This window comes from Sphingomonas sp. CFBP 8760, from assembly GCF_014841615.1.
GTDB lineage: Bacteria > Pseudomonadota > Alphaproteobacteria > Sphingomonadales > Sphingomonadaceae > Sphingomonas.
On record NZ_JACYUG010000019.1, the window covers coordinates 1 to 20,021 of the forward strand.

A 20,021-nucleotide genomic window follows, 5' to 3' on the forward strand; every position below is an offset into this window, starting at 1 on the left:
TTCAGCCCCCTTGGGAATCCCCCAACGATTCACGCCGTTCGGATTATGCTCTAGCCGCCGATCGATCGGCTCACGTCTGATGGGATTATGGCGGTCAGCGAAACTTTTCGCGCCATCATGGATCGACCTCGATCGGCGGCGGTGACCAGTCGTCGCCCCCCGCTCCTGGCTGTGCGATCAGACTGGCAACGGCTGCGTCAGGACTTGCCCCGGAAGCTATCCACGGTGGCGCATGTTGCCAGAATACCGCAGCCGTCACATCGTCACCGCTAGGTCCCGTATCCATAAGCCACGCGATCCGCGTCATCCCCTCAAACGGCTCGTCGGCCTGTGCCACCGCCCACCAGCGACCGCGCGAATAGACGCCCTGATAACGATCCTCGGCGACGAGCACCGGATGCAATCTGGCAGGCGGGTTGCTGGACATGTCGTCGATCCTGCGGTCTGAAGCAGGGATGGCCAAGCTCTATTTCTACTACGCCAGCATGAACGCGGGCAAGTCGACCAATCTGTTGCAGGCCGATTTCAACTATCGTGAACGCGGCATGGCGACGATGCTGTTCACCGCCGCGATCGACGATCGCTATGCGGCCGGCACCATCACCTCGCGTATCGGCCTGTCCGCCCCCGCCACCACCTTCGATACGACGACCGATCTCGGCCGCTGCATCGCCGATCGTCACGTCGGCGAGCCCTTGTCGTGCGTGCTGGTGGACGAGGCGCAGTTCCTGACCCCCGCGCAGGTCGATCAACTGGCGCAGGTGTGCGACGGGATCGGCGTTCCCGTGCTCGCCTACGGCCTGCGCACCGATTTCCGGGGGCAGTTGTTTCCCGGTTCGGCGCGGCTGCTGGCGCTGGCGGACAGTCTGGTCGAGATCAAGTCGGTCTGCGTCTGCGGGCGCAAGGCGACGATGAACCTGCGTGTCGACGATAGCGGCCGGGCGCTGGCGGAGGGGCGGCAGACCGAGATCGGCGGCAACGACCGCTATGTCGCGCTGTGCCGCCGCCATTTCGCCGAGGCGCTGCTGGGCTGATCGCCCTCCCCGTTCGCAACGGCCGTTCGCACTGGCATCCCTCGCCCGAACCGCTATCGCGCCCCGATGCACGGCTGGATCATCATCGACAAACCCCTTGGCCTCGGCTCGACCCAGGCCGTGTCCGCGGTCAAGCGTGCGCTGCGCACCGGCGGCTACGGCAAGTTCAAGGTCGGGCATGGCGGCACGCTCGATCCGCTGGCGACCGGGGTGCTGCCGATCGCGGTCGGCGAGGCGACGAAGCTGGCGGGCCGCCTGCTCGACGGCGACAAGGTCTACGCCTTCACGATCCGCTTCGGCGAACAGACCGATACGCTGGACCGGGAAGGAAAGGTGATCGCCACGTCGCCGGTGCGTGCGACCATGGCGGCGGTGGCGGCGGTGCTGCCGCGCTTCACCGGCCCGATCGATCAGGTCCCCCCCGCCTATTCCGCGCTGAAGGTGGACGGCGAGCGCGCCTATGATCTGGCGCGCGCGGGCGAGACGGTGGAGTTGAAGAGCCGCGCGGTGACGATCCACGATCTGCGGGTGTCGCCGGACGATCCCATGGGCGATGACCTCACCCTCGTCGCTCATGTGTCGAAGGGCACCTATATCCGCAGCCTGGCGCGCGACATCGCGCTGGCGCTCGGCACGGTCGGCCATGTGGTCATGCTGCGGCGGATCAGGGCGGGGCCGTTCGGGCTGGAGCCGGCGATAACGCTGGACAAACTGGCCGAATTGGGGCAGTCGCGCGCCCTTGAAGGCATACTCCTGCCGCTGAGGGCGGGGCTGGACGACATCCCGGCTTTCCCCCTCACCCCCGACCAGGCAGGGGCGCTCCGTCAGGGGCGTGTACTGGCCGGGATCGCAGCCACCGATGGCGCGGCCTTTGCGATGCTCGACGACGTCCCCGTGGCGCTGGTCGATGTCACCGCAGGCGAGGTCCGCGTCGTCAGGGGTTTCAACCTGACGATGTCGAAGGAAGAATCATGACGATCACGGCAGAGCGCAAGGAAGCGCTGATCAAGGAACACGCCCGCATCGACGGCGACACCGGTTCGCCCGAAGTGCAGGTCGCGATCCTGACCGAGCGGATTCGCAACCTCACCGAGCATTTCAAGGGTCACAAGAAGGACAATCATTCGCGCCGCGGGCTGCTGATGATGGTCAACAAGCGCCGGTCGCTGCTGGATTATCTCCGGCACAAGGACGGCCAGCGTTATCTGGACCTGATCGCGAAGCTGGGTCTTCGCAAGTAACACGGAAGGGCGCCGGCAGCGGCGCCCTTCTCGTATCTGCCCCCGCGCAATCCGGCGTGCGGGCACCACGGGGCGACAACTCGCCCCACACCGCCGCGGGCCGGCTTAGCCCGCAGACAGGCCCCGGCCGGGATTTGCCCGCCGGAGTGAAGGAAAACATATGTTCGATACCAAGAAGGTGGAAATCCAGTGGGGCGGCAAGACCCTGACGCTGGAAACGGGCCGTGTCGCCCGCCAGGCCGACGGCGCGGTGCTCGCGACGCTGGGCGAAACGGTGGTGCTGTGCGCGGTGACCGCCGCCAAGACCGTGAAGGAAGGGCAGGATTTCTTCCCGCTGACCGTCCACTATCAGGAGAAGTTCTCCGCCGCCGGCCGTATCCCGGGTGGCTTCTTCAAGCGCGAGCGTGGCGCGACCGAGCGTGAGACGCTGGTCAGCCGCCTGATCGATCGTCCGCTGCGCCCGCTGTTCCCCGAAGGTTTCTACAACGAGATCAACTGCATCGCGCAGGTGATGTCGTATGATGGCGAGAACGAGCCCGATCTGCTGGCGATGATCGCCGCGTCGGCCGCGATGACGCTGTCGGGCGTGCCCTTCATGGGCCCGATCGGCGCCGCGCGCGTCGGTTACCAGGATGGGGAGTACATCCTGAACCCGTCCGATTCGCAGGTCGCCGCCGGCGAACTGGACCTGATGGTCGCCGCGACGCACGACGCGGTGATGATGGTCGAATCGGAAGCCAAGGAGCTGTCCGAGGACGTGATGCTGGGCGCGGTGATGTTCGCGCACAAGGCGTCGCAGGACATCATCAACGCGATCATCGAACTGGCCGAGCAGGCCGCCAAGGAGCCCTGGGAGCTGAAGGTCCAGGCCGACAAGGCCGAAGTGAAGGCCAAGCTGAAGAAGCTGATCGGCAAGGACATGGAGGCGGCCTACAAGCTGACCGACAAGCAGCAGCGCCAGACCGCGATCAACGAGGCCCGCGCCAAGGCGCGCGACGGCATGGCCGACCTGAAGGACGGCGATCCGCAGGGCTATCTCGCCGCGCTGAAGCTGGTGAAGAAGCTGGAGGCGGAGATCGTCCGCACCGCGATCCTGAAGACCGGTCGCCGCATCGACGGCCGCGACACCAAGACGGTCCGTCCGATCGCGGCGGAGGTCCACTTCCTGCCGCGCGCGCACGGTTCGGCGCTGTTCACGCGTGGCGAGACGCAGACCATCGCGACCACCACGCTGGGCACCCGCGATGCGGAGCAGATGATCGATGGGCTGAACGGCCTGTCGTACCAGCACTTCATGCTGCATTATAACTTCCCGCCCTATTCGGTCGGCGAAGTCGGTCGCTTCGGTGCGCCCAGCCGTCGCGATGTCGGCCATGGCAAGCTGGCGTGGCGCGCGCTGCACGCCGTGCTGCCGACCAAGGAGGAGTTCCCGTACACGATCCGCGTGACGTCGGACATCACCGAGTCGAACGGCTCGTCGTCGATGGCCACCGTCTGCGGCGGCAGCCTGGCGCTGATGGATGCGGGCGTGCCGATCAAGCGCCCCGTGTCGGGCATCGCGATGGGCCTGATCCTGGAGGGCAAGGACTTCGCCGTCCTGTCCGACATCCTGGGCGACGAGGATCACCTGGGCGACATGGACTTCAAGGTCGCGGGCACCAGCGAGGGCATCACCAGCCTGCAGATGGACATCAAGATCGCCGGCATCACCGAGGAGATCATGAAGGTCGCGCTGGCACAGGCGCATGAGGGCCGCGCGCACATCCTGGGCGAAATGGCCAAGGCGCTCGATTCGACCCGGTCGGAACTGTCGGCGCACGCCCCGCGCATCGAGACCTTCACGATCGACAAGTCGAAGATCCGTGAAGTCATCGGCACCGGCGGCAAGGTGATCCGCGAGATCGTCGCGCAGACCGGCGCCAAGGTCGACATCGACGACGAGGGCGTCATCAAGGTCTCCTCGTCCGATCCGGCGCAGATCGATGCGGCGGTCAAGTGGATCAAGGGCCTCGTCGAGGAAGCGGAAGTCGGCAAGGTCTATGACGGCAAGGTCGTCAATCTGGTCGATTTCGGCGCGTTCGTGAACTTCATGGGCGGCAAGGACGGTCTCGTCCACGTCTCGGAGATCAAGAACGAGCGGGTCGAGAAGGTGTCGGACGCGCTGTCCGAGGGCCAGGCCGTGAAGGTCAAGGTTCTGGAGATCGATCCGCGCGGCAAGGTGCGCCTGTCGATGCGCGTCGTCGATCAGGAAACCGGTGCCGAGCTGGAGGACACCCGTCCCGCGCGCGAGCCGCGCGAAGGCGGCGACCGTGGTCCGCGTGGTCCGCGCAGCGGCGGTGGCGACCGTGACGGTGGGCGTGATGGCGGCCGTGACGGTGGCCGTGGCCCGCGTGGCGGCGGCGGCGAAGGCCGTGGCGGCCCGCGTCGTGACCGTGGCGACCGCGGCCCCCGCGCCGAGGGCGGCGACCGCGCCCCCCGTGGCGGCGGCAACGAGGACGGCCCCGCGCCCGAATTCGCGCCGGCGTTCCTGACGAACGATCGCGACTGATCCTTTCGTCACGCTACGGAATACGAGAAGGGGTCCGGGCAACCGGGCCCCTTTTTCATGCGCTCTTAATCCCGTTCTAACCCCGTCCGGGCCAGCAGGACGTCGTTTCGCCACGACACGGATGATACGTGCCCGCCCACCCCGATCCTTCCTGCACGCTGCGCAACCGGTTACGATTCATCGTGACGATGGGCGCGGTGTTCGGAATCGTCGTCGGTGCGTATCTGATCTTGGCCCAGGCCTATACCGACCATCGCCGCGCCACCGCGCCGCTGCCGGAGGCGGAACGGCGCACCGATGCGTGCAGCCTGTGGTTCATCGGCAGTTCGACGATCTTCAAATGGTCGACGCTGGCCGCGGACATGGCACCGTGGGATGCGCATAACCGCGGCGTCAACGGTGCGATCATCCCGCAGATCACCGGCTGGCTGGCCAACGAGCCGCCGGGCCCGCCACCCGCCGCCATCGTCCTTTATGGTGGCGAGAACGATATCGATGGCGGCGACACGGGCGCCCAGACGCTGATGTCGCTCGATCGTTTCCTGGCGCTCAAGACCCGTCGCTACGGATCGCTGCCCGTGATCGCGATCTCGCTGAAACCCAGTCCGGCCCGCTGGTCCGAACGGCCGCAACAGATCGTGTTCAACGACGGGCTGCGCCGGCTGGCGGCCGGGCGCGACGATCTTCATGTCGTCGACATCCAGTCGTCGATGTTGGTGAACGGTCGCCCCGGCCCCTTCTACGTCGCCGACGGTATCCATATGAACGCGATCGGCTATGCCCGCTGGACGGCACGCCTGCGGCCCGCCCTGACAAATATTCTGCCCGCCGACACCATGGTGCGGTGCCGGACGATCGCGGATCGCCGCTGACATGCCGGGTCAGGCGGCCGACCGGATCGAGGGCCTGTATGCCTGGCGCGCGATCCTGATGCTGGGCGGCCTGTTGCTCCATGCCACCATGGGCCGGGAGGATTATCCGCCCTTCGTCGCGATCAACATCGCCTCCGGGTCGTTCCGGATGGGGACGTTCTTCATGATCGCGGGGCTGCTCAGCGGGTTCGCGCTGGTGCGGCGCCCCTCCCCCCACGCGTGGCTGCGCCGGCGGTTGCTGCAACTGGGTATCCCGACCGTTTTCTCGCTGCTGGTGATATCGCCGGTCATCGGGGCGCTGACGACGATCCGGTCCGCAGCGCCGATGCCGCCGTTCAGCATGTACCATCTGTGGTTCATGGTGACGTTGATCGCCTATTCGCTGCTGGCCTATGTCGTCCACCGGGCCGATCGCCATTGGCCGGTGTTCCGCCATGTCGAGCAGCGCTCGCCCGTGGCGCGGGTGCGGCAGTCGATCGTGCTGCTGGGCACCGGCACCGCCTCGTTCGTGTTGACGATCGTGACGCTCAGGATGCTGGCCGGTCTTACCGGGCCGGTCGCGTCGCTGACGCGGCAGGTGCCGCTGATGGTCGGTTACGCCCCGGTGTTCCTGCTGGGGCTGGCCACGGCGCGGATACCGACGCTGCGCCGGATATTGATCGCCCGCGTGCGGATGCCGATGCTCGTCCTGATCGGCACCGTCGTCGCGCATCTGCTGTGGCGATCGGTCCTGCGGCCGGAGGTCGGCACCCTGCTGACCGGATCGATCGACAATCTGTTGCTCGCCGCCAGCGGCGCATGGTGCCCGCCCGCCGCCGCCGCGCTGATCCTGCGATCCGCGAGCGCGATCCGCCATGTCCCACCGCTGCTGCGGCGATTGAGCGACGCCTCGCTCACCATGTACATCCTGCATTATCCGATCATCGTGGCGCTGAAGGTCATGGTCCTGCCGTGGCACTGGCATCCGCTGGTGGAATGGGCCGCGTCGGTGATCGTCGGGGGCACGCTGTCCTACATCGCCCATGTCCACATCGTCGATCGATCGCGGTTCATGGCGCTGTTGCTCAACGGCCGGCTGCCGCCACGACCGCAGGCGGACATCGGCCTGCCGGCCACCGCGCGGGTGTGATCGTCGATCGGGGAAAGTGGGGAGCTTCTGTTGCCCGGTGCCCCCCGTACCGCTGGATTCCGCTTCTGTTGCCCGGTGCGGTCCAACCGCGCTATCTTGGAGTAACCTTAGGCCGTGAGGCCCTCAGTTACGCCGCAATCGCGAGTGCTTCGTTATCGTTGGCACTTGTGTAATGGGCCGTTACGGTGGTCCCATTCCGAGCGAAAACAGCGCCTTTCAACACACGTCGATCCTAGTTCGGCCCCGTCATTACCGCCCCTTGCGAGCCGGTAGTGGTGGAGCCGCCGGGTACCGCCCCCGGGTCCGCTGCGCCTAGTCTACGCCGCAGTTTATCGCCATAGCCGGGTAGAACCCGACCGAAACGATATAGGGCGTCATGTCCCTGTGTGCAAACGCCTTTCGCTCGCCACAATGCGGGTGCATAGGACAGCCCATCATGTTGACCCAGCGTTCCCGCTATGGCCTCCGCGCGATGCTGTTCCTCGCCACCGCCCCGACCGGCACGTCGCCCACGCCGATGACCCGGATCGCGGCGGAGGCGAACGTCCCGCGCAAGTTCCTCGAACTGATCCTCGCCGATCTGCGCGATGCGCGGCTGGTCGACAGTTTCCGTGGCAAGCTGGGCGGTTACGTGCTGGGGCGGCCGGCGCACCTGATCTCGCTGGGCGACATCATCCGCGTGATCGAGGGGCCGCTGGCGCTGGTCCCCTGCGTCAGCCGCACCGCCTATCGCCGCTGCACCGACTGCAAGAGCGAAGCGGACTGCGCGATCCGCCATGCGATGATGCGGGTGCGCGACGAGACGGCCCGCATCCTCGACGGCACCAGCCTGGCCGATGCCACGGCGGAGACGTTGGCGGCGGCGTGATCCTTTACGCCGTCATTGCGAGCGCAGCGAAGCAATGACGGAAGAATTCACGAACTGCGTTCCACCGTCGCGATATCCAGCAGCAGCAGGATCTTCGCATCGATCCCCAGCCCCGCCGCGCGCCGTTCCGCGATGAAGCGCGGCACGTCGGCGGGCATCACGTGGTGGACGGTGATCCCCTCCTCCGCCGTGCCGCCGCCCTCGCCGACCCGGACCAGATCGGTCGCGCGGACGATCGTGAAACATTCGGAGGTCATGCCGGGCGAGGAATAGAACAGCCCGCAATCCTCGATCCGGCCGGCGCGATAGCCGGTTTCCTCCTCCAGTTCGCGCCGTGCGCCGTCGATCACCGCCTCGCCGGCGGTTTCGTCGCCCACCAGCCCGGCGGGCAGCTCGATGCAGTTGCGGCCGATCGGCACGCGGTACTGCTCGACCAGCACCAGCCGCCCGTCGGGATCGGTGGCGACGATCACCGCCGCGGCGATCTCCCCCTGCCGTTCGGCATATTCCCAGTTGCCCTGCTTGCGGACCGCGAGGAAGCGGCCCTCCCACATCGTCTCCACGGTCACAGTTCGATCAACCGGTCGGGCAGTTCGTTCATGTCGCTCTCCGTCTTGGGAACATGGTCGGCCAGCACCGCGCCGATCCGCTCGATCGCGGCGACCAGCCCGGCGGCGGGATGGCCGGCGCGCACCTGATCGACCAGCGCCGCCATCGCATCGCCCCATGCCTCGGGCGGGACACGGCGGTGGACCTGCTCGTCCGCGACGATCTCGGCCAGATGCTCGTCGAGCGACAGGTACAGCAACACCGCCTCGCGCGTCGCGGTGCGGCGATCGGCACCCAGCCGATAGGCCCGCACCGCCTGCCGCCGCACCCGTCGCGCCTTGGTGGCGCGCGGGGTCAGCACCAGCCGCAACGGCCGCCACGCCAGCACGAACCGCACGATCAGGAAGGCGAGCGTCTGTGCGACCAGCAGCCCGAACAGCGCGCGCTCCATCCCCGCCCCGCCCCAGCCGTCGTCCCCGGCCGGCAACAAAGCGGGATGGATCGCCGCGACGGCGGTGACCAGCAGCATCGCCGCCACCGCATAATGCAGCGCCACGTCGTGATAGGCATCGGAACGTTCGGCCAGCACGGTGACGATCTCGCCATCGGTCGTCGCCTCCGCCCGCGCCACCGCGGCCGCCACCGCGTCGCGCCCGGCCTTGTCGAGATGCAGTATCGCCATCACCACCCGCCCGAGGCGCCACCGCCCCCGAACGAGCCGCCGCCACCGGAGAAGCCGCCACCGCCGCCGCCTCCCCAACCGCCGCCGCCGCCATCACCGCCGCCGCCCCAGCCGCCGCCCAGCCCCGGTCCCCAGATCACCACCGGCGCACTGCCGCCGCGAAAGCGCCGGCCCTTCGCGCGACTGACGATCAGCGGCAGCACGATGAACACGATCACCACCGCCCAGAAGATCGCGACCCCGATATCGCCATTGTCGTTATCCTGGCGACGATTGCCGGCGGATGCCTTGACCTGTTCCTGCGCGCGCCGTTCCGCCGCCTCCAGCGGCAATTTCAATTGCTCGCCGATCGCCTGTGCCCCCGCGACGATGCCACCGCCCATGTCGCCGGCACGGAATCGGGGCAGGATCGTCTGGTTCACGATCACGCTGGCCAGCGCGTCGGTGACGATCGGTTCCAGGCCGTAACCGACCTCGATCCGCACCTTGCGCTCCTTGGGCGCGACCAGCAGGATGACGCCGTTATTCGCCTCGCCCTGCCCGATCTTCCACGCGCGGCCCAGCCGATAGCCGTAATCCTCGATCGGATAGCCCTGCAGGTCGGGTACCGTCGCGACCACGAACTGGCGGGACGACGCCTGTTCGACCTGTTCGGACAATTGGGTCAGTTCCCGCACCTGATCGGGCGACAGGATCGACGCACCGTCGACCACGCGCCCCGACAGCGCCGGAACCGTCTGTGCCATCGCCACGCCCGCGCCGACCAGCAGCAACAGCGCGGCCAGCCAGCGGAGCGGATGCAGGCCCATCGCGTATCCCCGGGTCAGCTCGCATTCCCGAAATTGACGGTCGGCGCGGTCTCCGCCCCCGGCGTCACCGCCTCGAACGGGGTCAGCGGCTTGGCGCCGTAGAAGATGCGCGCGCCGATCGCGTCGGGGAAGGTGCGGATGCGGGTGTTATAGTCCTGCACCGCCTGATTATAATCGCGCCGGGCGATGGTGATGCGGTTCTCCGCGCCCTCCAGCTGGCTCATCAGCGTGGTGTAGTTCCCCTGCGAGCGCAGTTCCGGATAGGCTTCCTGCAACCGCTGCAACGACATCGTCACCGCGCCCTGCGCACGGGCGAACTGCGCGACCTGCGCCGGATCGCCCAGCTGGTCGGGCGATACGCGGACCTGCGACGCACTGGCGCGGGCCTGCGTCACCTCGACCAGGATCGCCTTTTCCTGCGCGCCGGCGGCCTTCACCGTCGCGACCAGATTGGGGATCAGGTCGGCGCGGCGCTGATATTCGTTCTGGACATCGGCCCAGCGCGCCTTGGCATTCTCCTCGGCGGTCGGCACCGAATTGACACCGCATCCGGCAAGGGACAGCGCCAGCACGGCGGCGACGGGAACGAACGGGCGGTGCATGGAGCCTCCTGATGATCTGGATCGCACCCATACGACACGGGCATGGCTTGGCGAATAGGCAATCGTGCCCTAGCCTTACACCGGCTATCCACAGACGAAGGCGACGATCATGCTCAAGGAATTCCAAGCGTTCATCGCCCGCGGCAACGTGCTGGATCTGGCGGTGGCGGTCATCATCGGCGCCGCGTTCGGGCGGATCGTCACCTCGCTGACCGACGACATCCTGATGCCGATCATCGGCAAGATCTTCGGCGGCCTCGATTTCTCCAGCTACTTCGTCACGATGGGGCCGGTACCCGCCGCGTTGCAGGGATCGAGCGACTATGCCGCCCTGAAAAAGGCGGGCGTGCCGCTGCTCGGCTACGGCGAGTTCATCACCGTCGCGGTCAATTTCCTGATCGTGTCGTTCATCATCTTCATGGTCGTCCGCGCCGTGAACCGCGCGACCACCGTGTTCGAGCGCGAAAAGGACAAGGCCGCCGCCGTCCCCGCCGCCGAGCCGACCGATGTCGCGCTGCTGCGCGAAATCCGCGACGAGCTGCGCGCCCGCCGCGAGGTCTGACGGCCGGGGCGTGCCGGCTGGGTCGGGATAACCCGAAACCCACCTGTCCGTCATTGCGAGCGTAGCGAGGCAATCCAGGGTGTCGCGCACCGGGCTCTGGATTGCTTCGCTACGCTCGCAATGACGGGACGGGGAAGGAATGGGGACGGGGAAGGAACGGGGACGGGACAGGAACAGGGACGGGACAGGCCGGCCCGATGCCACCCCCCCTACCGGCTCGCCGCTCGGGCCAGCCGGTCGTTGATCGCCGCGCCGATCCCCGCCGCCGGGATCGGCGCCACCGCGATCGCACGGGCCGGTGAGGCATCGGCGACATGCAGCGCGGCGAACAGGTTCGCCGCCGCCTCCACCGGGTCGCCCTGTGCCGACAGCGTCGCGTCGCCCGCCACCGTGCCGAACCCGATCAGCCATTCGTCCGCCGCCGCCGTCGTCGCGTTCAGGCGCAGCGGCTTGGCGGGGGCGTAATGCGTCGCCAGCTGTCCCGGTGCCGTCACCGGTCCGGGCGCGACCGGCGTCTCGTCCAGCCCGCCCGGCAGCAGCGCCGCGATCGCCGCCGCCGGGATCGGCCCCGGCCGCAGGATGCGCCGCCCCGCCACGATCGTCGATTCCACCCCCGCCGCGCAGGGGCCGTCGTCGATCACCAGCCCCACCGCGTCGCCCAGACTGGCGATGACATGCGCGGCGGTGGTCGGGCTCAACCCGTTGCTGCGGTTGGCGGAGGGCGCGGCGAGCGGTCGCCCGGCCGCCGCGATCAGCGCCTGCATCGCCCGGTGCGCGGGCACCCGCAGCGCCACCGTCTCCAGCCCCGCCGTCACCAGCGACGCGATCGGCGCGCCAGCCCGTATCGGCAACACCAGCGTCAGCGGCCCCGGCCAGAATGCCGCTGCCAGCGCCCGCGCATCCGCATCGAACACCGCCAGTTCCGCCGCCGCCGCCAGCGAGGCGACATGGACGATCAGCGGATTGAACGCCGGCCGTCCCTTCGCCGCATAGATACCCGCCACCGCGCCGGCATCGCCGGCATCCGCCGCGAGTCCGTACACCGTCTCGGTCGGCACCGCGACGATCCCGCCGCCCCGAATCACCGCCGCCGCCGCATCGATCGCGGCCTTGCCGTAGGGGCGGACAACCGATGTGGAGGGGGCGTTTGGCGACGGCATGATTGACCCCCTATAGAGGTCGAAAAGCAGGAGAGACCATGACCTTCGTGCCCCCCGTCGCCGAACAGCGATTCGTGCTCGACACCGTCGTCCGGTTACCGGAACTCGCCGCCACCGACCGCTTCGCCGCCGCCGGCGACGACGTGGTGGAGGCGGTACTCGAAGGCGTCGGCCAGTTCGCGGCGGGCGAATGGGCGCCGCTCGCGCGGATCGGCGACACGGTCGGTGCGCGCTGGACGCCGGAGGGGGTGCGGATGCCCGACGGCTTCGTGCAGGCGTATCGCGATTATGTCGATGGCGGCTGGGGCACGATCGGCGCGCCGGAGGCATGGGGCGGGCAGGGCCTGCCCTTCGCGCTCCAGACCGCGGTGCTCGATACGCTGGGGGCCGCCAACATGGGCTTCGCGCTGTGCCCGACGCTGACGGTCGGCGCGATCGAGGCGTTGCAGCATCACGGCAGCCCCGAACAGCAGGCGGCGTATCTGCCGCGCCTGTCGACGGGCGAGTGGACCGGCACGATGAACCTGACCGAACCGCAGGCGGGCAGCGATGTCGGCGCGCTGCGCGCCACCGCCACGCCCCGTGGCGACGGCACATGGAGCGTGAAGGGCACGAAGATCTACATCTCGTTCGGCGATCACGACATGGCGCCGAACATCGTCCACCTCGTGCTGGCCCGCACCCCCGATGCGCCGCCGGGCACGCGGGGCATATCCTTGTTCCTCGTTCCCAAACACCGGCTGGATGCGGCCGGCAATCCGGGCGATTTCAACGACGTGCGGGTGGTGTCGATCGAACACAAGATGGGCCTCCACGCCTCGCCCACCTGCGTCCTGTCGTTCGGCGACGACGGCGACTGCATCGGCGAGCTGATCGGTCCCGAACATGGCGGGATGCGCGCGATGTTCACGATGATGAACAATGCCCGGCTGAACGTCGGCCTGCAGGGCGTGCAGGTGGCCGAAGGCGCGACGCAGCGCGCCGTCGCCTATGCGCTGGACCGCGTGCAATCCCCCCGCGCCGGCGCGAACAGCCGCGAATCCGTCGCGATCGTCGAACATCCCGATGTCCGCCGGATGCTGTTGCGGATGAAGGCGCAGACGCAGGCCGCGCGCGCGCTGGTCTATTACGCGGCCGGACAGGTCGACCGGGCGGGCCTGAATGAGGCGGGTGCGCGCGACCGGCTGGAACTCGTCACCCCGCTGGCCAAGGCGCACGGCACCGATATCGGCAACGAGGTCGCCAGCCTCGGCATCCAGGTGCATGGCGGCATGGGTTATGTCGAGGAGACGGGCGCCGCGCAGTATTTCCGCGATGCCCGCATCACCCCGATCTATGAAGGCACCAACGGCATCCAGGCCGCCGATCTGGTCGGTCGCAAGCTGGGCCTCGGCGGCGGCAGCGCGTTCGCCGCGCTGATCGCGGATATTCGGGCGGAGGCGGAACACCCCGACCTGATCGAACTGGTGTCGGCGTGCGAGCGGGTCGGCACCCACCTCGCCGCCGCCGGCCATGACGATCGGCTGGCGGGCAGCTATCCGTTCCTCACGATGCTGTCGGTCGCGACCTGCGGCTGGCTGATGGAGCGGCAGGGGCGCGCGGCCACGGGCGACGCGCCGTTCATCGCGATGAAGCGCGCGGCGGTGCGTTTCTATCTCGACCAGATCGTGCCCGAGGCGCTCGGCCTGCGCGCCGCGGCGATGGCGAGCGCGGACGTGCTGTACGCGGTGCCGGCGACGGCGTTCGCGGCGTAGGGGGGTTCCTCAGGCACTGTCCCGGCAAAGCCTTTGCCAGACTTCTTCCACTTCCCCGGCGGAGGCCGGGGCCCAGTTGGGTGAAGTGTCGTGATAACCCACCACGGCCTTCCCAACTGGGCCCCGGCCTCCGCCGGGGAGGCAGGTAAGTAGGCATGAGCATTCTTACGTAAATGCCGACCGGCCAGGCCGATACCGCCCTGACGACGGCATCGATTTCCCGCCATCATGCGCTACATACCCCGTCATGTTCGACCTAGACGCCTATCTCGCCCGTATCGATATGCCCGCGCGGCCCACGCCCGATGCCGCCGGCCTCGCCCGCCTCCAGCACGCGCACCGGCTGGCGATCCCGTTCGAGAATCTGAACGTGATCCTCGGTCGCGGCATCGCGATCGACAGCGAGTCCGTGTTCGCCAAGCTCGTCACGGCGCGGCGCGGCGGCTATTGCTTCGAACAGAACCGGCTGTTCGGCGACGCGCTGACCGCGCTGGGGTTCGACCATCGCCCGCTGCTGGCGCGGGTGTGGCTGGGGGTCGGCGATACCGTCCCGCCGCTGACCCACACCTTCAGCCTTGTCAGCGTGGCGGGGCAGGACTGGGTCGCCGATCCCGGCTTCGGCGGCAGCTATGCCCCGGTCATGCCGCTGGTCGACGGTGCTGAGGCGGAGGCGCCCGATGGCGCGCGTTTCCGCCTGCGCCACGGTGCCGCGCATGGCTGGACGCTGGAACGCCATGGCCCCGCCGCCACCACCGATGGTCGCGGCGGGCATGACGGCTGGCAGGTGCAGTACAGCTTCACGCTGGCGACGGCGCATGACAGCGATCTGGCGATGGGCAATTTCTGGTCCGCCACCGCGCCGGCCAGCCGGTTCCGCCTGCACCGCATCGTCAGCATCATCCTGCCGCATGGCTTCGCCACGCTGACCGACACCGCCTATCGCCGCCATGCCGCGGGCAAGGACAGCGCCGGCACGATCACCGATCCGCGCGTCTACCGGATGCGGCTGGGCCTGATGTTCGGCATCGCGCTGGACGAACAGGAGGTCGCGGCGCTGGGCTTGTTCTGACCGGACGGCCCGTTGCCGGCGCAGGATGACGTGAAACTTAGCCTGTCGTCATTGCGAGCGTAGCGAAGCAATGACGGGGTAGGTCACGCCGATGCCGTCCCGTTCCGGCCGACGACGCCGCGAACCGGCTACGCGTTCAGACCCGCTCGCGCGCCAGCAGGTCGTCCCAGTCCAGCCCCAGCAGATCGACCGCCTCCACGATGCGCGGCCATTGCACGCGCCGGAACGCATCCTGTTCGGCGGCGCGCAGCCGGTCGGCGGCACCGGGCAGCACGAACATGCCGACGCCGCGCCGCACCTCGACATAGCCGTCGTCCTGAAACCCCTGATACGCCTTGGCGACGGTCAGCGGGTTGGCGCCGTGTTCGGCCGCGAAGGCACGGACGGAGGGCAACTGGTCCCCCGCCCGGTACACGCCGCGCAGGATGCCGGCCGCGATCGCGCCGCGCAGGCGGAGATAGACCGGGCTGTCCTCGTTGCTCAACGCTGTCATGCTCTGGTAGTACACCATCGGTCGCGGATGTCGACTCACCAGTGCGTCACGATGCGATCGATTGCGGGACGCGGGCGTTCGTCCAGCGGGCGCGACGGCGTGCCGATGAAGACGAAGCCGACGATCCGTTCCGGCGCGGCGCCGAACGCGGCCAGCACCGTCTCGCTGAACGCCGCCCAGCCGGTCAGCCATCCCGCCGCATAGCCGGCGGCATGGGCTGCATGGAGCAGGTTCATGCACGCCGCCCCCGCCGACAATTCCTGTTCCCATACCGGAATCGGACTGTCCGGGCGCGGACTGGACAGCACCACGACCAGGGTCGGCGCCTGGTGCGCGAACTGTTCCAGCCCGGCGATCTCGCCCGCCGATGCGCCCGGCTTCTCCGCCCGGCACGCCTCGGTCAGCAGCGTGGCGAGCGCCGCGCGCCGTTCGGGGGCCACCACCACGAACCGCCACGGCGCGATCTTGCCGTGATCCGGGGTCCGCGCCGCGATCGTCAGCATCCCCGTCAACTCGTCGGCATCCGGTCCCGGCGCGATCAGGTCGCGCGGCTTGCCGGAGCGGCGGGTGGCGAGGAAGGCGGCGGGGGTGGAGCGGTCGTTCAGCATCCCCGCCCACATGGCGATGCCCGCGCAACTTTACACCCGCCCCGATGCCGCTAGGGTCGCCTCCAAGATACGCGGAGAGCATGAGACATATGGCGACAGTGATGCAGGGCGGCGGGGTGCCGCCCCATGCGAAGACGTTCCTGGGGCATCCGCGCGGCCTGTATCTGCTGTTCTTCGCCGAGTTGTGGGAGCGCTTTTCCTATTACGGGATGCGCGCCATCCTGGTGTTCTACCTGACCAAGCACCTGCTGTTCACCGAACAGCCCGCCTATGCGGTGTACGGCGCCTATACGTCGATGGTGTACATCACCCCGATCCTGGGCGGCTGGATCGCCGACCGGTATCTGGGCGCGCGCAAGGCGGTGCTGGCGGGCGGCGTGCTCATCACCATCGGCCATCTGCTGATCGCGCTGGTCGAGGGGCCGGTGGGCGTCCACGGCACCGCGCTGGAGGGTTTCTATGCCGGCCTCGCCTTCATCATCGTCGGCACCGGGTTCCTGAAGGCCAACATCTCGGTGCTGGTCGGCCAGCTCTACCGCCGCGACGACCTGCGGCGCGACGGTGCCTTCTCGATCTTCTACATGGGGATCAACACCGGCGCGTTCGCCGGGCCGATCGTGGTCGGCGTGCTGGGCGAGACGGTGGGCTGGTCATGGGGCTTCGGCGCCGCCGGGATTGGCATGGCACTCGGGCTGGTGGCGTTCGTGCTGGGCCGCCCCGCCCTGCACGGCGTTGGCGCCCCGCCCTCGGTCGAGCGACTGAGGGCACGCAGCCCGATCGGGCTGTCGCGCGAATGGGCGATCTATGCCGGCGCGCTCGTATGCGTGGCGGTGTCGTGGTGGCTGGTGCGCAGCCAGGGCGTGGTCGGCACCGCGCTGGTCCTCGCCGCGCTGGTGACGATCGGCTACATCCTGTGGACGGCGGTGGTGAAGCTGCCGCGCGAGGATCGCGACCGCATCTTCGCCGCGCTGTTCCTGATCGCCCTGTGCCCGCTGTTCTGGGCGCTGTTCGAACAGACCGGCTCGTCGCTCAACGTCTATACCGACCAGCAGGTCGACCGCACGATCCTGGGCTGGACGATCCCGGCGACGGTGTTCCAGTCGGTCAATCCGTTCTTCATCATCACGCTGGCGCCGCTGTTCGGCGCGCTGTGGGTCAAGCTGGCGCGGGCCGGACGCGAGCCGAGCGCGCCGTTCAAGTTCGGGATCGGCCTGATCCTGATCGGCACGGGCTTCTTCGTGTTGAACTGGGGCGCCCCCGCGCAGGGGCTGACCCCGGCGATCTTCGTCATCCTGCTCTACATGCTGCATTCGATCGGCGAATTGTGCTTCTCGCCCGTCGGCCTGTCGTCGATGACGCGGCTGTCGATCCCGCAGATGACCGGGCTGATGATGGGCACGTGGTTCCTGTCGACCGCCGCCGGCAATTTCCTCGCCGGCCTGATCGCGCAGGCGACCGGTGGCGAGGGCGCCGGCCCGGCGCAGGTGCTGGAGGTCTATGCCCGCTGCGGCTGGTTCGCGATCGCGATCGGCATCGTCGTGCTGCTGCTCGCGCGGCCGGTGACGAAGCTGATGCACCTCGACACGCTGGGCAAGGATGTCGATCACGCCATGGCGGGCGACGCGGTGCTGGCCGAACCGGCGGCGGCGGGGATCGATACCCGCGGCGAACAGTCGCCGCGGCGGTGACGTAACGCCAGCCACGCCGTCATTGCGGGCGTAGCGAAGCAATCCAGAGCGTCACGCGCCGGGCGCCGGATTGTTTCGCTACGCTCGCAATGACGGCGTGGAGCAGGCCAGCCCTACAGCCGCGTCATCGCCATCGCCCGCTCGCCGTAGCGCGGCCCCGCCGTCCCCCCACGCGGCGCGGCGGCATCAAGCGCGGCGAGATCGTCGGCGGTCAGCGTCACGTCGACCGCCTTCATGCTGTCCTCCAGCGTCACACGGCGCTTCGATCCGGGGATCGGCACGATATCGTCGCCTTGCGCCAGCAGCCACGCCAGCGCGACCTGCGCCGGGCTGGCGTCGTGCGCGGCGGCGATGTCCTTCACCACGGCCACCATCTCCATGTTGCGCGCGAAGTTCTCGTCGGAATAACGCGGGTCGTTGCGCCGGTAATCGCCCTCGGGCAGGTCGTCGCGGCTGGTGATCTGCCCGGTCAGGAACCCGCGCCCCAGCGGGCTGTACGGTACGAAGCCGATGCCCAGTTCGCGGCACGCCGGCAGGATCGCCTCCTCCACGTCACGCTCCCACAGCGAATATTCGCTCTGGAGCGCGGCGATCGGGTGGGTCGCGGCGGCGCGGCGGATCGTCTCCACCCCCGCCTCCGACAGGCCGAGATGGCGGACCTTGCCCTCCTCGACCAGCCGGCCCATCGCGCCCACCGTCTCCTCGATCGGCACGTTCGGGTCGACGCGGTGCTGGTAGAACAGGTCGATCGTCTCCACCCCCAGCCGCTTTAGCGACCCCTCGCACGCGCGGCGGACATTGTCGGGGGTGCTGTCGACCCCGGTCATGCCGTTGTCGTCATAGCGGAACCCGAACTTGGTCGCGATGACCACGCCGTCGCGTTTGCCCCGGATCGCGCGGCCGAGCAGTTGCTCGTTGACCAGCGGACCATAGATTTCGGCGGTGTCGAACAGCGTGACGCCCAGGTCGATCGCGCGGTGCAGCGTGGCGATGCTCTCGTCCGCGTTCGCCTCGCCGTACATCCCCTTGCCGATCCCGGCCATCGGCATGCAGCCGAGGCCCAGCGCGGAAACCTCGAAATCGGGGCCGAGCGTGCGGTACTTCATCAGATATCCTCCGGCAGCGGATCGTGGCTGATGCGGGAAACGGTCGCCACGGCGGCAAGGTCCATCGTCACGTTGCCCAGCGTGCGGAAGATGTCCGGGATCGTCTCCACCGCGACGAGCAGCCCCAATGGCGCGATCGGCACCCCCAGCACGGCGGCGATCGGCGCGATCGCGCTGACGAAGCTGATCTGCCCCGGCAGGCTGACCGAGCCGAGCGAGGTCAGCGCCGCCACCACCACCGCCGCCGCCATCGTCCCCGGGGTCAGCGCGATCCCGAACCAGCGCGCGACATAGATTGCCACCGCCAGGTTCATCGCCGGCCCGGTCCAGCGGAAGATCGCCACCGCGATCGGCAACGTCAGCCCGGCGGTGGACACGGGCACGCCCAGCGCGCCTGCCCCCTTCAGCATCGCCGGCAGGCTGGCGAGCGAGGATTGCGTGCTGATCGCCACCGCCTGCGCCGGCAGTGCCGCGCGCGCGAAGCGGGCGATCCCGATCCGCGCGCCCAGCAGCGCCAGCGGGATCGCGCCGAGCAGCGAGACGGCGATGCCCACCGCCGACACGGTGACGACGTAATGGACCAGCGCGCCGAACGCCGCCGTCCCCGCCCGCGCGCCCACCACCAGCGCCAGCGCCAACACGCCGAGCGGGGCGAGCCACAGCACCCAGTTGATGACGACCAGCATCGTCTCGCGCAGCGCTTCGAACACGGTCGTCAGCAGGCGACGGCGCTCGGCATCGATCCGGGTCAGCGCGAAGGCGAAGATCAGCGTGAAGATGATGAGCGGCAGGAACGCGTCCGCCGTCGCCGCCGCCAGCGCGTTGGTCGGCACGATATGCGCCAGCAGGTCGCCGATCGGCGGCGCCTGCGCCACCGGCGCCGCCCCGGTCAGCGCGGCCCGCAGGCTCGCCCCCGCCTCGGCGGGCAACGGCACCAGATCGAGGAACAGCGGTGTCAGCAGCGCGGCGGCCAGGGCGGACACGAACAGCAGCGACACGAACATCAGGATCGCGCGCGCCGCGATCCGCCCCGCCCGCGCCGCCTCCGCCGTCGCGGCGACGCCGGTCACCAGCAGCGAGACGACCAGCGGCACCACCGTCATCTGCAACGCGTTGAGCCATGCGGTACCGACCGGCTGGGCCAGCAGGATCGCGGTGCCGGCGGCGGACGGCGTCCAGGCGGCAAGCGCGATGCCGCCGAGCAGGCCGGCGATCAGCGACAGGAGGATGCGGGTGGGTTGCGACAT

At 68.8% G+C, this 20,021-nt stretch carries 21 protein-coding genes and 1 other RNA gene; 11 read left to right on the forward strand and 11 right to left on the reverse strand.

What is annotated here, in order from left to right:
* Window positions 1-115 precede the first annotated feature (115 nt).
* Window positions 116-427 (reverse strand): hypothetical protein, encoded by a 312-nt coding sequence (locus IFT82_RS17090; protein ID WP_192129083.1) that lies wholly within the window; start codon window positions 425-427, stop codon window positions 116-118.
* Window positions 428-455: 28 nt separating this feature from the next.
* Between IFT82_RS17090 and IFT82_RS17095 the strand changes: the two genes are divergently transcribed.
* The 6 genes from IFT82_RS17095 to IFT82_RS17120 all read left to right on the forward strand — a co-directional run bounded on the left by IFT82_RS17095 (window position 456) and on the right by IFT82_RS17120 (window position 6,824).
* Complete coding sequence (locus tag IFT82_RS17095) at window positions 456-1,034, forward strand: thymidine kinase (protein WP_192129085.1); 579 nt, start codon at window positions 456-458, stop codon at window positions 1,032-1,034.
* A 66-nt stretch (window positions 1,035-1,100) separates the two neighbouring features.
* Window positions 1,101-2,009: a tRNA pseudouridine(55) synthase TruB gene (gene truB, locus IFT82_RS17100; RefSeq protein WP_192129087.1), complete on the forward strand. Its 909-nt coding sequence runs from the start codon at window positions 1,101-1,103 to the stop codon at window positions 2,007-2,009.
* Window positions 2,006-2,275: a 30S ribosomal protein S15 gene (gene rpsO / locus IFT82_RS17105; protein WP_192129089.1), complete on the forward strand. Its 270-nt coding sequence runs from the start codon at window positions 2,006-2,008 to the stop codon at window positions 2,273-2,275. The genes truB and rpsO overlap by 4 nt, the downstream gene beginning before the upstream one ends.
* A 160-nt stretch (window positions 2,276-2,435) precedes the next feature.
* Entirely contained in the window at window positions 2,436-4,823 is a 2,388-nt protein-coding gene (gene pnp, locus IFT82_RS17110; protein WP_192129091.1) for a polyribonucleotide nucleotidyltransferase, read from the forward strand.
* A gap of 128 nt (window positions 4,824-4,951) precedes the next feature.
* A complete protein-coding gene (locus tag IFT82_RS17115; protein ID WP_192129093.1) occupies window positions 4,952-5,695 on the forward strand; it encodes a GDSL-type esterase/lipase family protein in 744 nt (247 codons plus the stop codon).
* Between the two features lies 1 nt (window position 5,696).
* Window positions 5,697-6,824 (forward strand): acyltransferase family protein, encoded by a 1,128-nt coding sequence (locus IFT82_RS17120; protein ID WP_192129095.1) that lies wholly within the window; start codon window positions 5,697-5,699, stop codon window positions 6,822-6,824.
* A 54-nt stretch (window positions 6,825-6,878) separates the two neighbouring features.
* Here IFT82_RS17120 and ssrA read toward each other — a convergent pair.
* Window positions 6,879-7,220: a transfer-messenger RNA gene (gene ssrA / locus IFT82_RS17125) on the reverse strand.
* A 40-nt stretch (window positions 7,221-7,260) separates the two neighbouring features.
* Between ssrA and IFT82_RS17130 the strand changes: the two genes are divergently transcribed.
* On the forward strand, window positions 7,261-7,692 hold the full coding sequence (locus IFT82_RS17130; protein ID WP_192129096.1) for an RrF2 family transcriptional regulator: 432 nt from the start codon (window positions 7,261-7,263) through the stop codon (window positions 7,690-7,692).
* Between the two features lie 47 nt (window positions 7,693-7,739).
* Here IFT82_RS17130 and IFT82_RS17135 read toward each other — a convergent pair whose 3' ends face one another.
* The 4 genes from IFT82_RS17135 to IFT82_RS17150 are packed head-to-tail and all read right to left on the reverse strand — an operon-like array spanning window position 7,740 to window position 10,334.
* Window positions 7,740-8,261 carry an NUDIX domain-containing protein gene (locus IFT82_RS17135; protein WP_192129098.1) on the reverse strand — a complete coding sequence of 174 codons (522 nt, stop codon included), beginning with the start codon at window positions 8,259-8,261 and terminating at the stop codon, window positions 7,740-7,742.
* Window positions 8,258-8,923 (reverse strand): TPM domain-containing protein, encoded by a 666-nt coding sequence (locus tag IFT82_RS17140; RefSeq protein WP_192129100.1) that lies wholly within the window; start codon window positions 8,921-8,923, stop codon window positions 8,258-8,260. The genes IFT82_RS17135 and IFT82_RS17140 overlap by 4 nt, the downstream gene beginning before the upstream one ends.
* Window positions 8,923-9,732, reverse strand: coding sequence for a TPM domain-containing protein (locus IFT82_RS17145; RefSeq protein WP_192129102.1), 810 nt, complete (start codon window positions 9,730-9,732; stop codon window positions 8,923-8,925). The genes IFT82_RS17140 and IFT82_RS17145 overlap by 1 nt, the downstream gene beginning before the upstream one ends.
* Window positions 9,733-9,746: 14 nt before the next feature.
* On the reverse strand, window positions 9,747-10,334 hold the full coding sequence (locus IFT82_RS17150; protein ID WP_192129104.1) for a LemA family protein: 588 nt from the start codon (window positions 10,332-10,334) through the stop codon (window positions 9,747-9,749).
* 109 nt (window positions 10,335-10,443) lie between these two features.
* Here IFT82_RS17150 and mscL point away from each other — a divergent pair, with 109 nt between their 5' ends.
* Window positions 10,444-10,896 carry a large conductance mechanosensitive channel protein MscL gene (mscL, locus tag IFT82_RS17155; RefSeq protein ID WP_192129106.1) on the forward strand — a complete coding sequence of 151 codons (453 nt, stop codon included), beginning with the start codon at window positions 10,444-10,446 and terminating at the stop codon, window positions 10,894-10,896.
* 209 nt (window positions 10,897-11,105) lie between these two features.
* On the opposite strand, the gene IFT82_RS17160 is transcribed toward mscL, so the two are convergent.
* Window positions 11,106-12,056 carry an L-threonylcarbamoyladenylate synthase gene (locus tag IFT82_RS17160; RefSeq protein WP_192129108.1) on the reverse strand — a complete coding sequence of 317 codons (951 nt, stop codon included), beginning with the start codon at window positions 12,054-12,056 and terminating at the stop codon, window positions 11,106-11,108.
* Window positions 12,057-12,094: 38 nt separating this feature from the next.
* On the opposite strand from IFT82_RS17160, the gene IFT82_RS17165 reads away from it, so the two are divergent.
* Window positions 12,095-13,810, forward strand: coding sequence for an acyl-CoA dehydrogenase (locus IFT82_RS17165; RefSeq protein ID WP_192129110.1), 1,716 nt, complete (start codon window positions 12,095-12,097; stop codon window positions 13,808-13,810).
* A gap of 247 nt (window positions 13,811-14,057) precedes the next feature.
* Complete coding sequence (locus IFT82_RS17170; RefSeq protein ID WP_192129112.1) at window positions 14,058-14,879, forward strand: arylamine N-acetyltransferase family protein; 822 nt, start codon at window positions 14,058-14,060, stop codon at window positions 14,877-14,879.
* Between the two features lie 136 nt (window positions 14,880-15,015).
* Here IFT82_RS17170 and IFT82_RS17175 read toward each other — a convergent pair whose 3' ends face one another.
* Entirely contained in the window at window positions 15,016-15,372 is a 357-nt protein-coding gene (locus tag IFT82_RS17175) for a GntR family transcriptional regulator (protein WP_192129197.1), read from the reverse strand.
* Window positions 15,373-15,407: 35 nt separating this feature from the next.
* Complete coding sequence (locus IFT82_RS17180) at window positions 15,408-15,980, reverse strand: nitroreductase family protein (protein ID WP_192129199.1); 573 nt, start codon at window positions 15,978-15,980, stop codon at window positions 15,408-15,410.
* Between the two features lie 89 nt (window positions 15,981-16,069).
* Here IFT82_RS17180 and IFT82_RS17185 point away from each other — a divergent pair, with 89 nt between their 5' ends.
* Window positions 16,070-17,668 carry a peptide MFS transporter gene (locus IFT82_RS17185; protein ID WP_192129201.1) on the forward strand — a complete coding sequence of 533 codons (1,599 nt, stop codon included), beginning with the start codon at window positions 16,070-16,072 and terminating at the stop codon, window positions 17,666-17,668.
* Between the two features lie 113 nt (window positions 17,669-17,781).
* On the opposite strand, the gene IFT82_RS17190 is transcribed toward IFT82_RS17185, so the two are convergent.
* A complete protein-coding gene (locus IFT82_RS17190; RefSeq protein WP_192129114.1) occupies window positions 17,782-18,774 on the reverse strand; it encodes an aldo/keto reductase in 993 nt (330 codons plus the stop codon).
* Complete coding sequence (locus IFT82_RS17195; protein WP_192129116.1) at window positions 18,774-20,021, reverse strand: dicarboxylate/amino acid:cation symporter; 1,248 nt, start codon at window positions 20,019-20,021, stop codon at window positions 18,774-18,776. The genes IFT82_RS17190 and IFT82_RS17195 overlap by 1 nt, the downstream gene beginning before the upstream one ends.

Bases quoted from the DNA above. Each gene is read 5' to 3' on its own strand.
- IFT82_RS17090 (WP_192129083.1), bottom strand. From the start codon at position 427: ATGTCCAGCAACCCGCCTGCCAGATTGCATCCGGTGCTCGTCGCCGAG.
- IFT82_RS17095 (WP_192129085.1), top strand. From the start codon at position 456: ATGGCCAAGCTCTATTTCTACTACGCCAGCATGAACGCGGGCAAGTCG.
- truB (WP_192129087.1), top strand. From the start codon at position 1,101: ATGCACGGCTGGATCATCATCGACAAACCCCTTGGCCTCGGCTCGACC.
- rpsO (WP_192129089.1), top strand. From the start codon at position 2,006: ATGACGATCACGGCAGAGCGCAAGGAAGCGCTGATCAAGGAACACGCC.
- pnp (WP_192129091.1), top strand. From the start codon at position 2,436: ATGTTCGATACCAAGAAGGTGGAAATCCAGTGGGGCGGCAAGACCCTG.
- IFT82_RS17120 (WP_192129095.1), top strand. From the start codon at position 5,697: ATGCCGGGTCAGGCGGCCGACCGGATCGAGGGCCTGTATGCCTGGCGC.
- IFT82_RS17130 (WP_192129096.1), top strand. From the start codon at position 7,261: ATGTTGACCCAGCGTTCCCGCTATGGCCTCCGCGCGATGCTGTTCCTC.
- IFT82_RS17140 (WP_192129100.1), bottom strand. From the start codon at position 8,923: ATGGCGATACTGCATCTCGACAAGGCCGGGCGCGACGCGGTGGCGGCC.
- IFT82_RS17145 (WP_192129102.1), bottom strand. From the start codon at position 9,732: ATGGGCCTGCATCCGCTCCGCTGGCTGGCCGCGCTGTTGCTGCTGGTC.
- IFT82_RS17150 (WP_192129104.1), bottom strand. From the start codon at position 10,334: ATGCACCGCCCGTTCGTTCCCGTCGCCGCCGTGCTGGCGCTGTCCCTT.
- mscL (WP_192129106.1), top strand. From the start codon at position 10,444: ATGCTCAAGGAATTCCAAGCGTTCATCGCCCGCGGCAACGTGCTGGAT.
- IFT82_RS17160 (WP_192129108.1), bottom strand. From the start codon at position 12,056: ATGCCGTCGCCAAACGCCCCCTCCACATCGGTTGTCCGCCCCTACGGC.
- IFT82_RS17165 (WP_192129110.1), top strand. From the start codon at position 12,095: ATGACCTTCGTGCCCCCCGTCGCCGAACAGCGATTCGTGCTCGACACC.
- IFT82_RS17170 (WP_192129112.1), top strand. From the start codon at position 14,058: ATGTTCGACCTAGACGCCTATCTCGCCCGTATCGATATGCCCGCGCGG.
- IFT82_RS17175 (WP_192129197.1), bottom strand. From the start codon at position 15,372: ATGACAGCGTTGAGCAACGAGGACAGCCCGGTCTATCTCCGCCTGCGC.
- IFT82_RS17180 (WP_192129199.1), bottom strand. From the start codon at position 15,980: ATGCTGAACGACCGCTCCACCCCCGCCGCCTTCCTCGCCACCCGCCGC.
- IFT82_RS17185 (WP_192129201.1), top strand. From the start codon at position 16,070: ATGGCGACAGTGATGCAGGGCGGCGGGGTGCCGCCCCATGCGAAGACG.
- IFT82_RS17190 (WP_192129114.1), bottom strand. From the start codon at position 18,774: ATGAAGTACCGCACGCTCGGCCCCGATTTCGAGGTTTCCGCGCTGGGC.
- IFT82_RS17195 (WP_192129116.1), bottom strand. From the start codon at position 20,021: ATGTCGCAACCCACCCGCATCCTCCTGTCGCTGATCGCCGGCCTGCTC.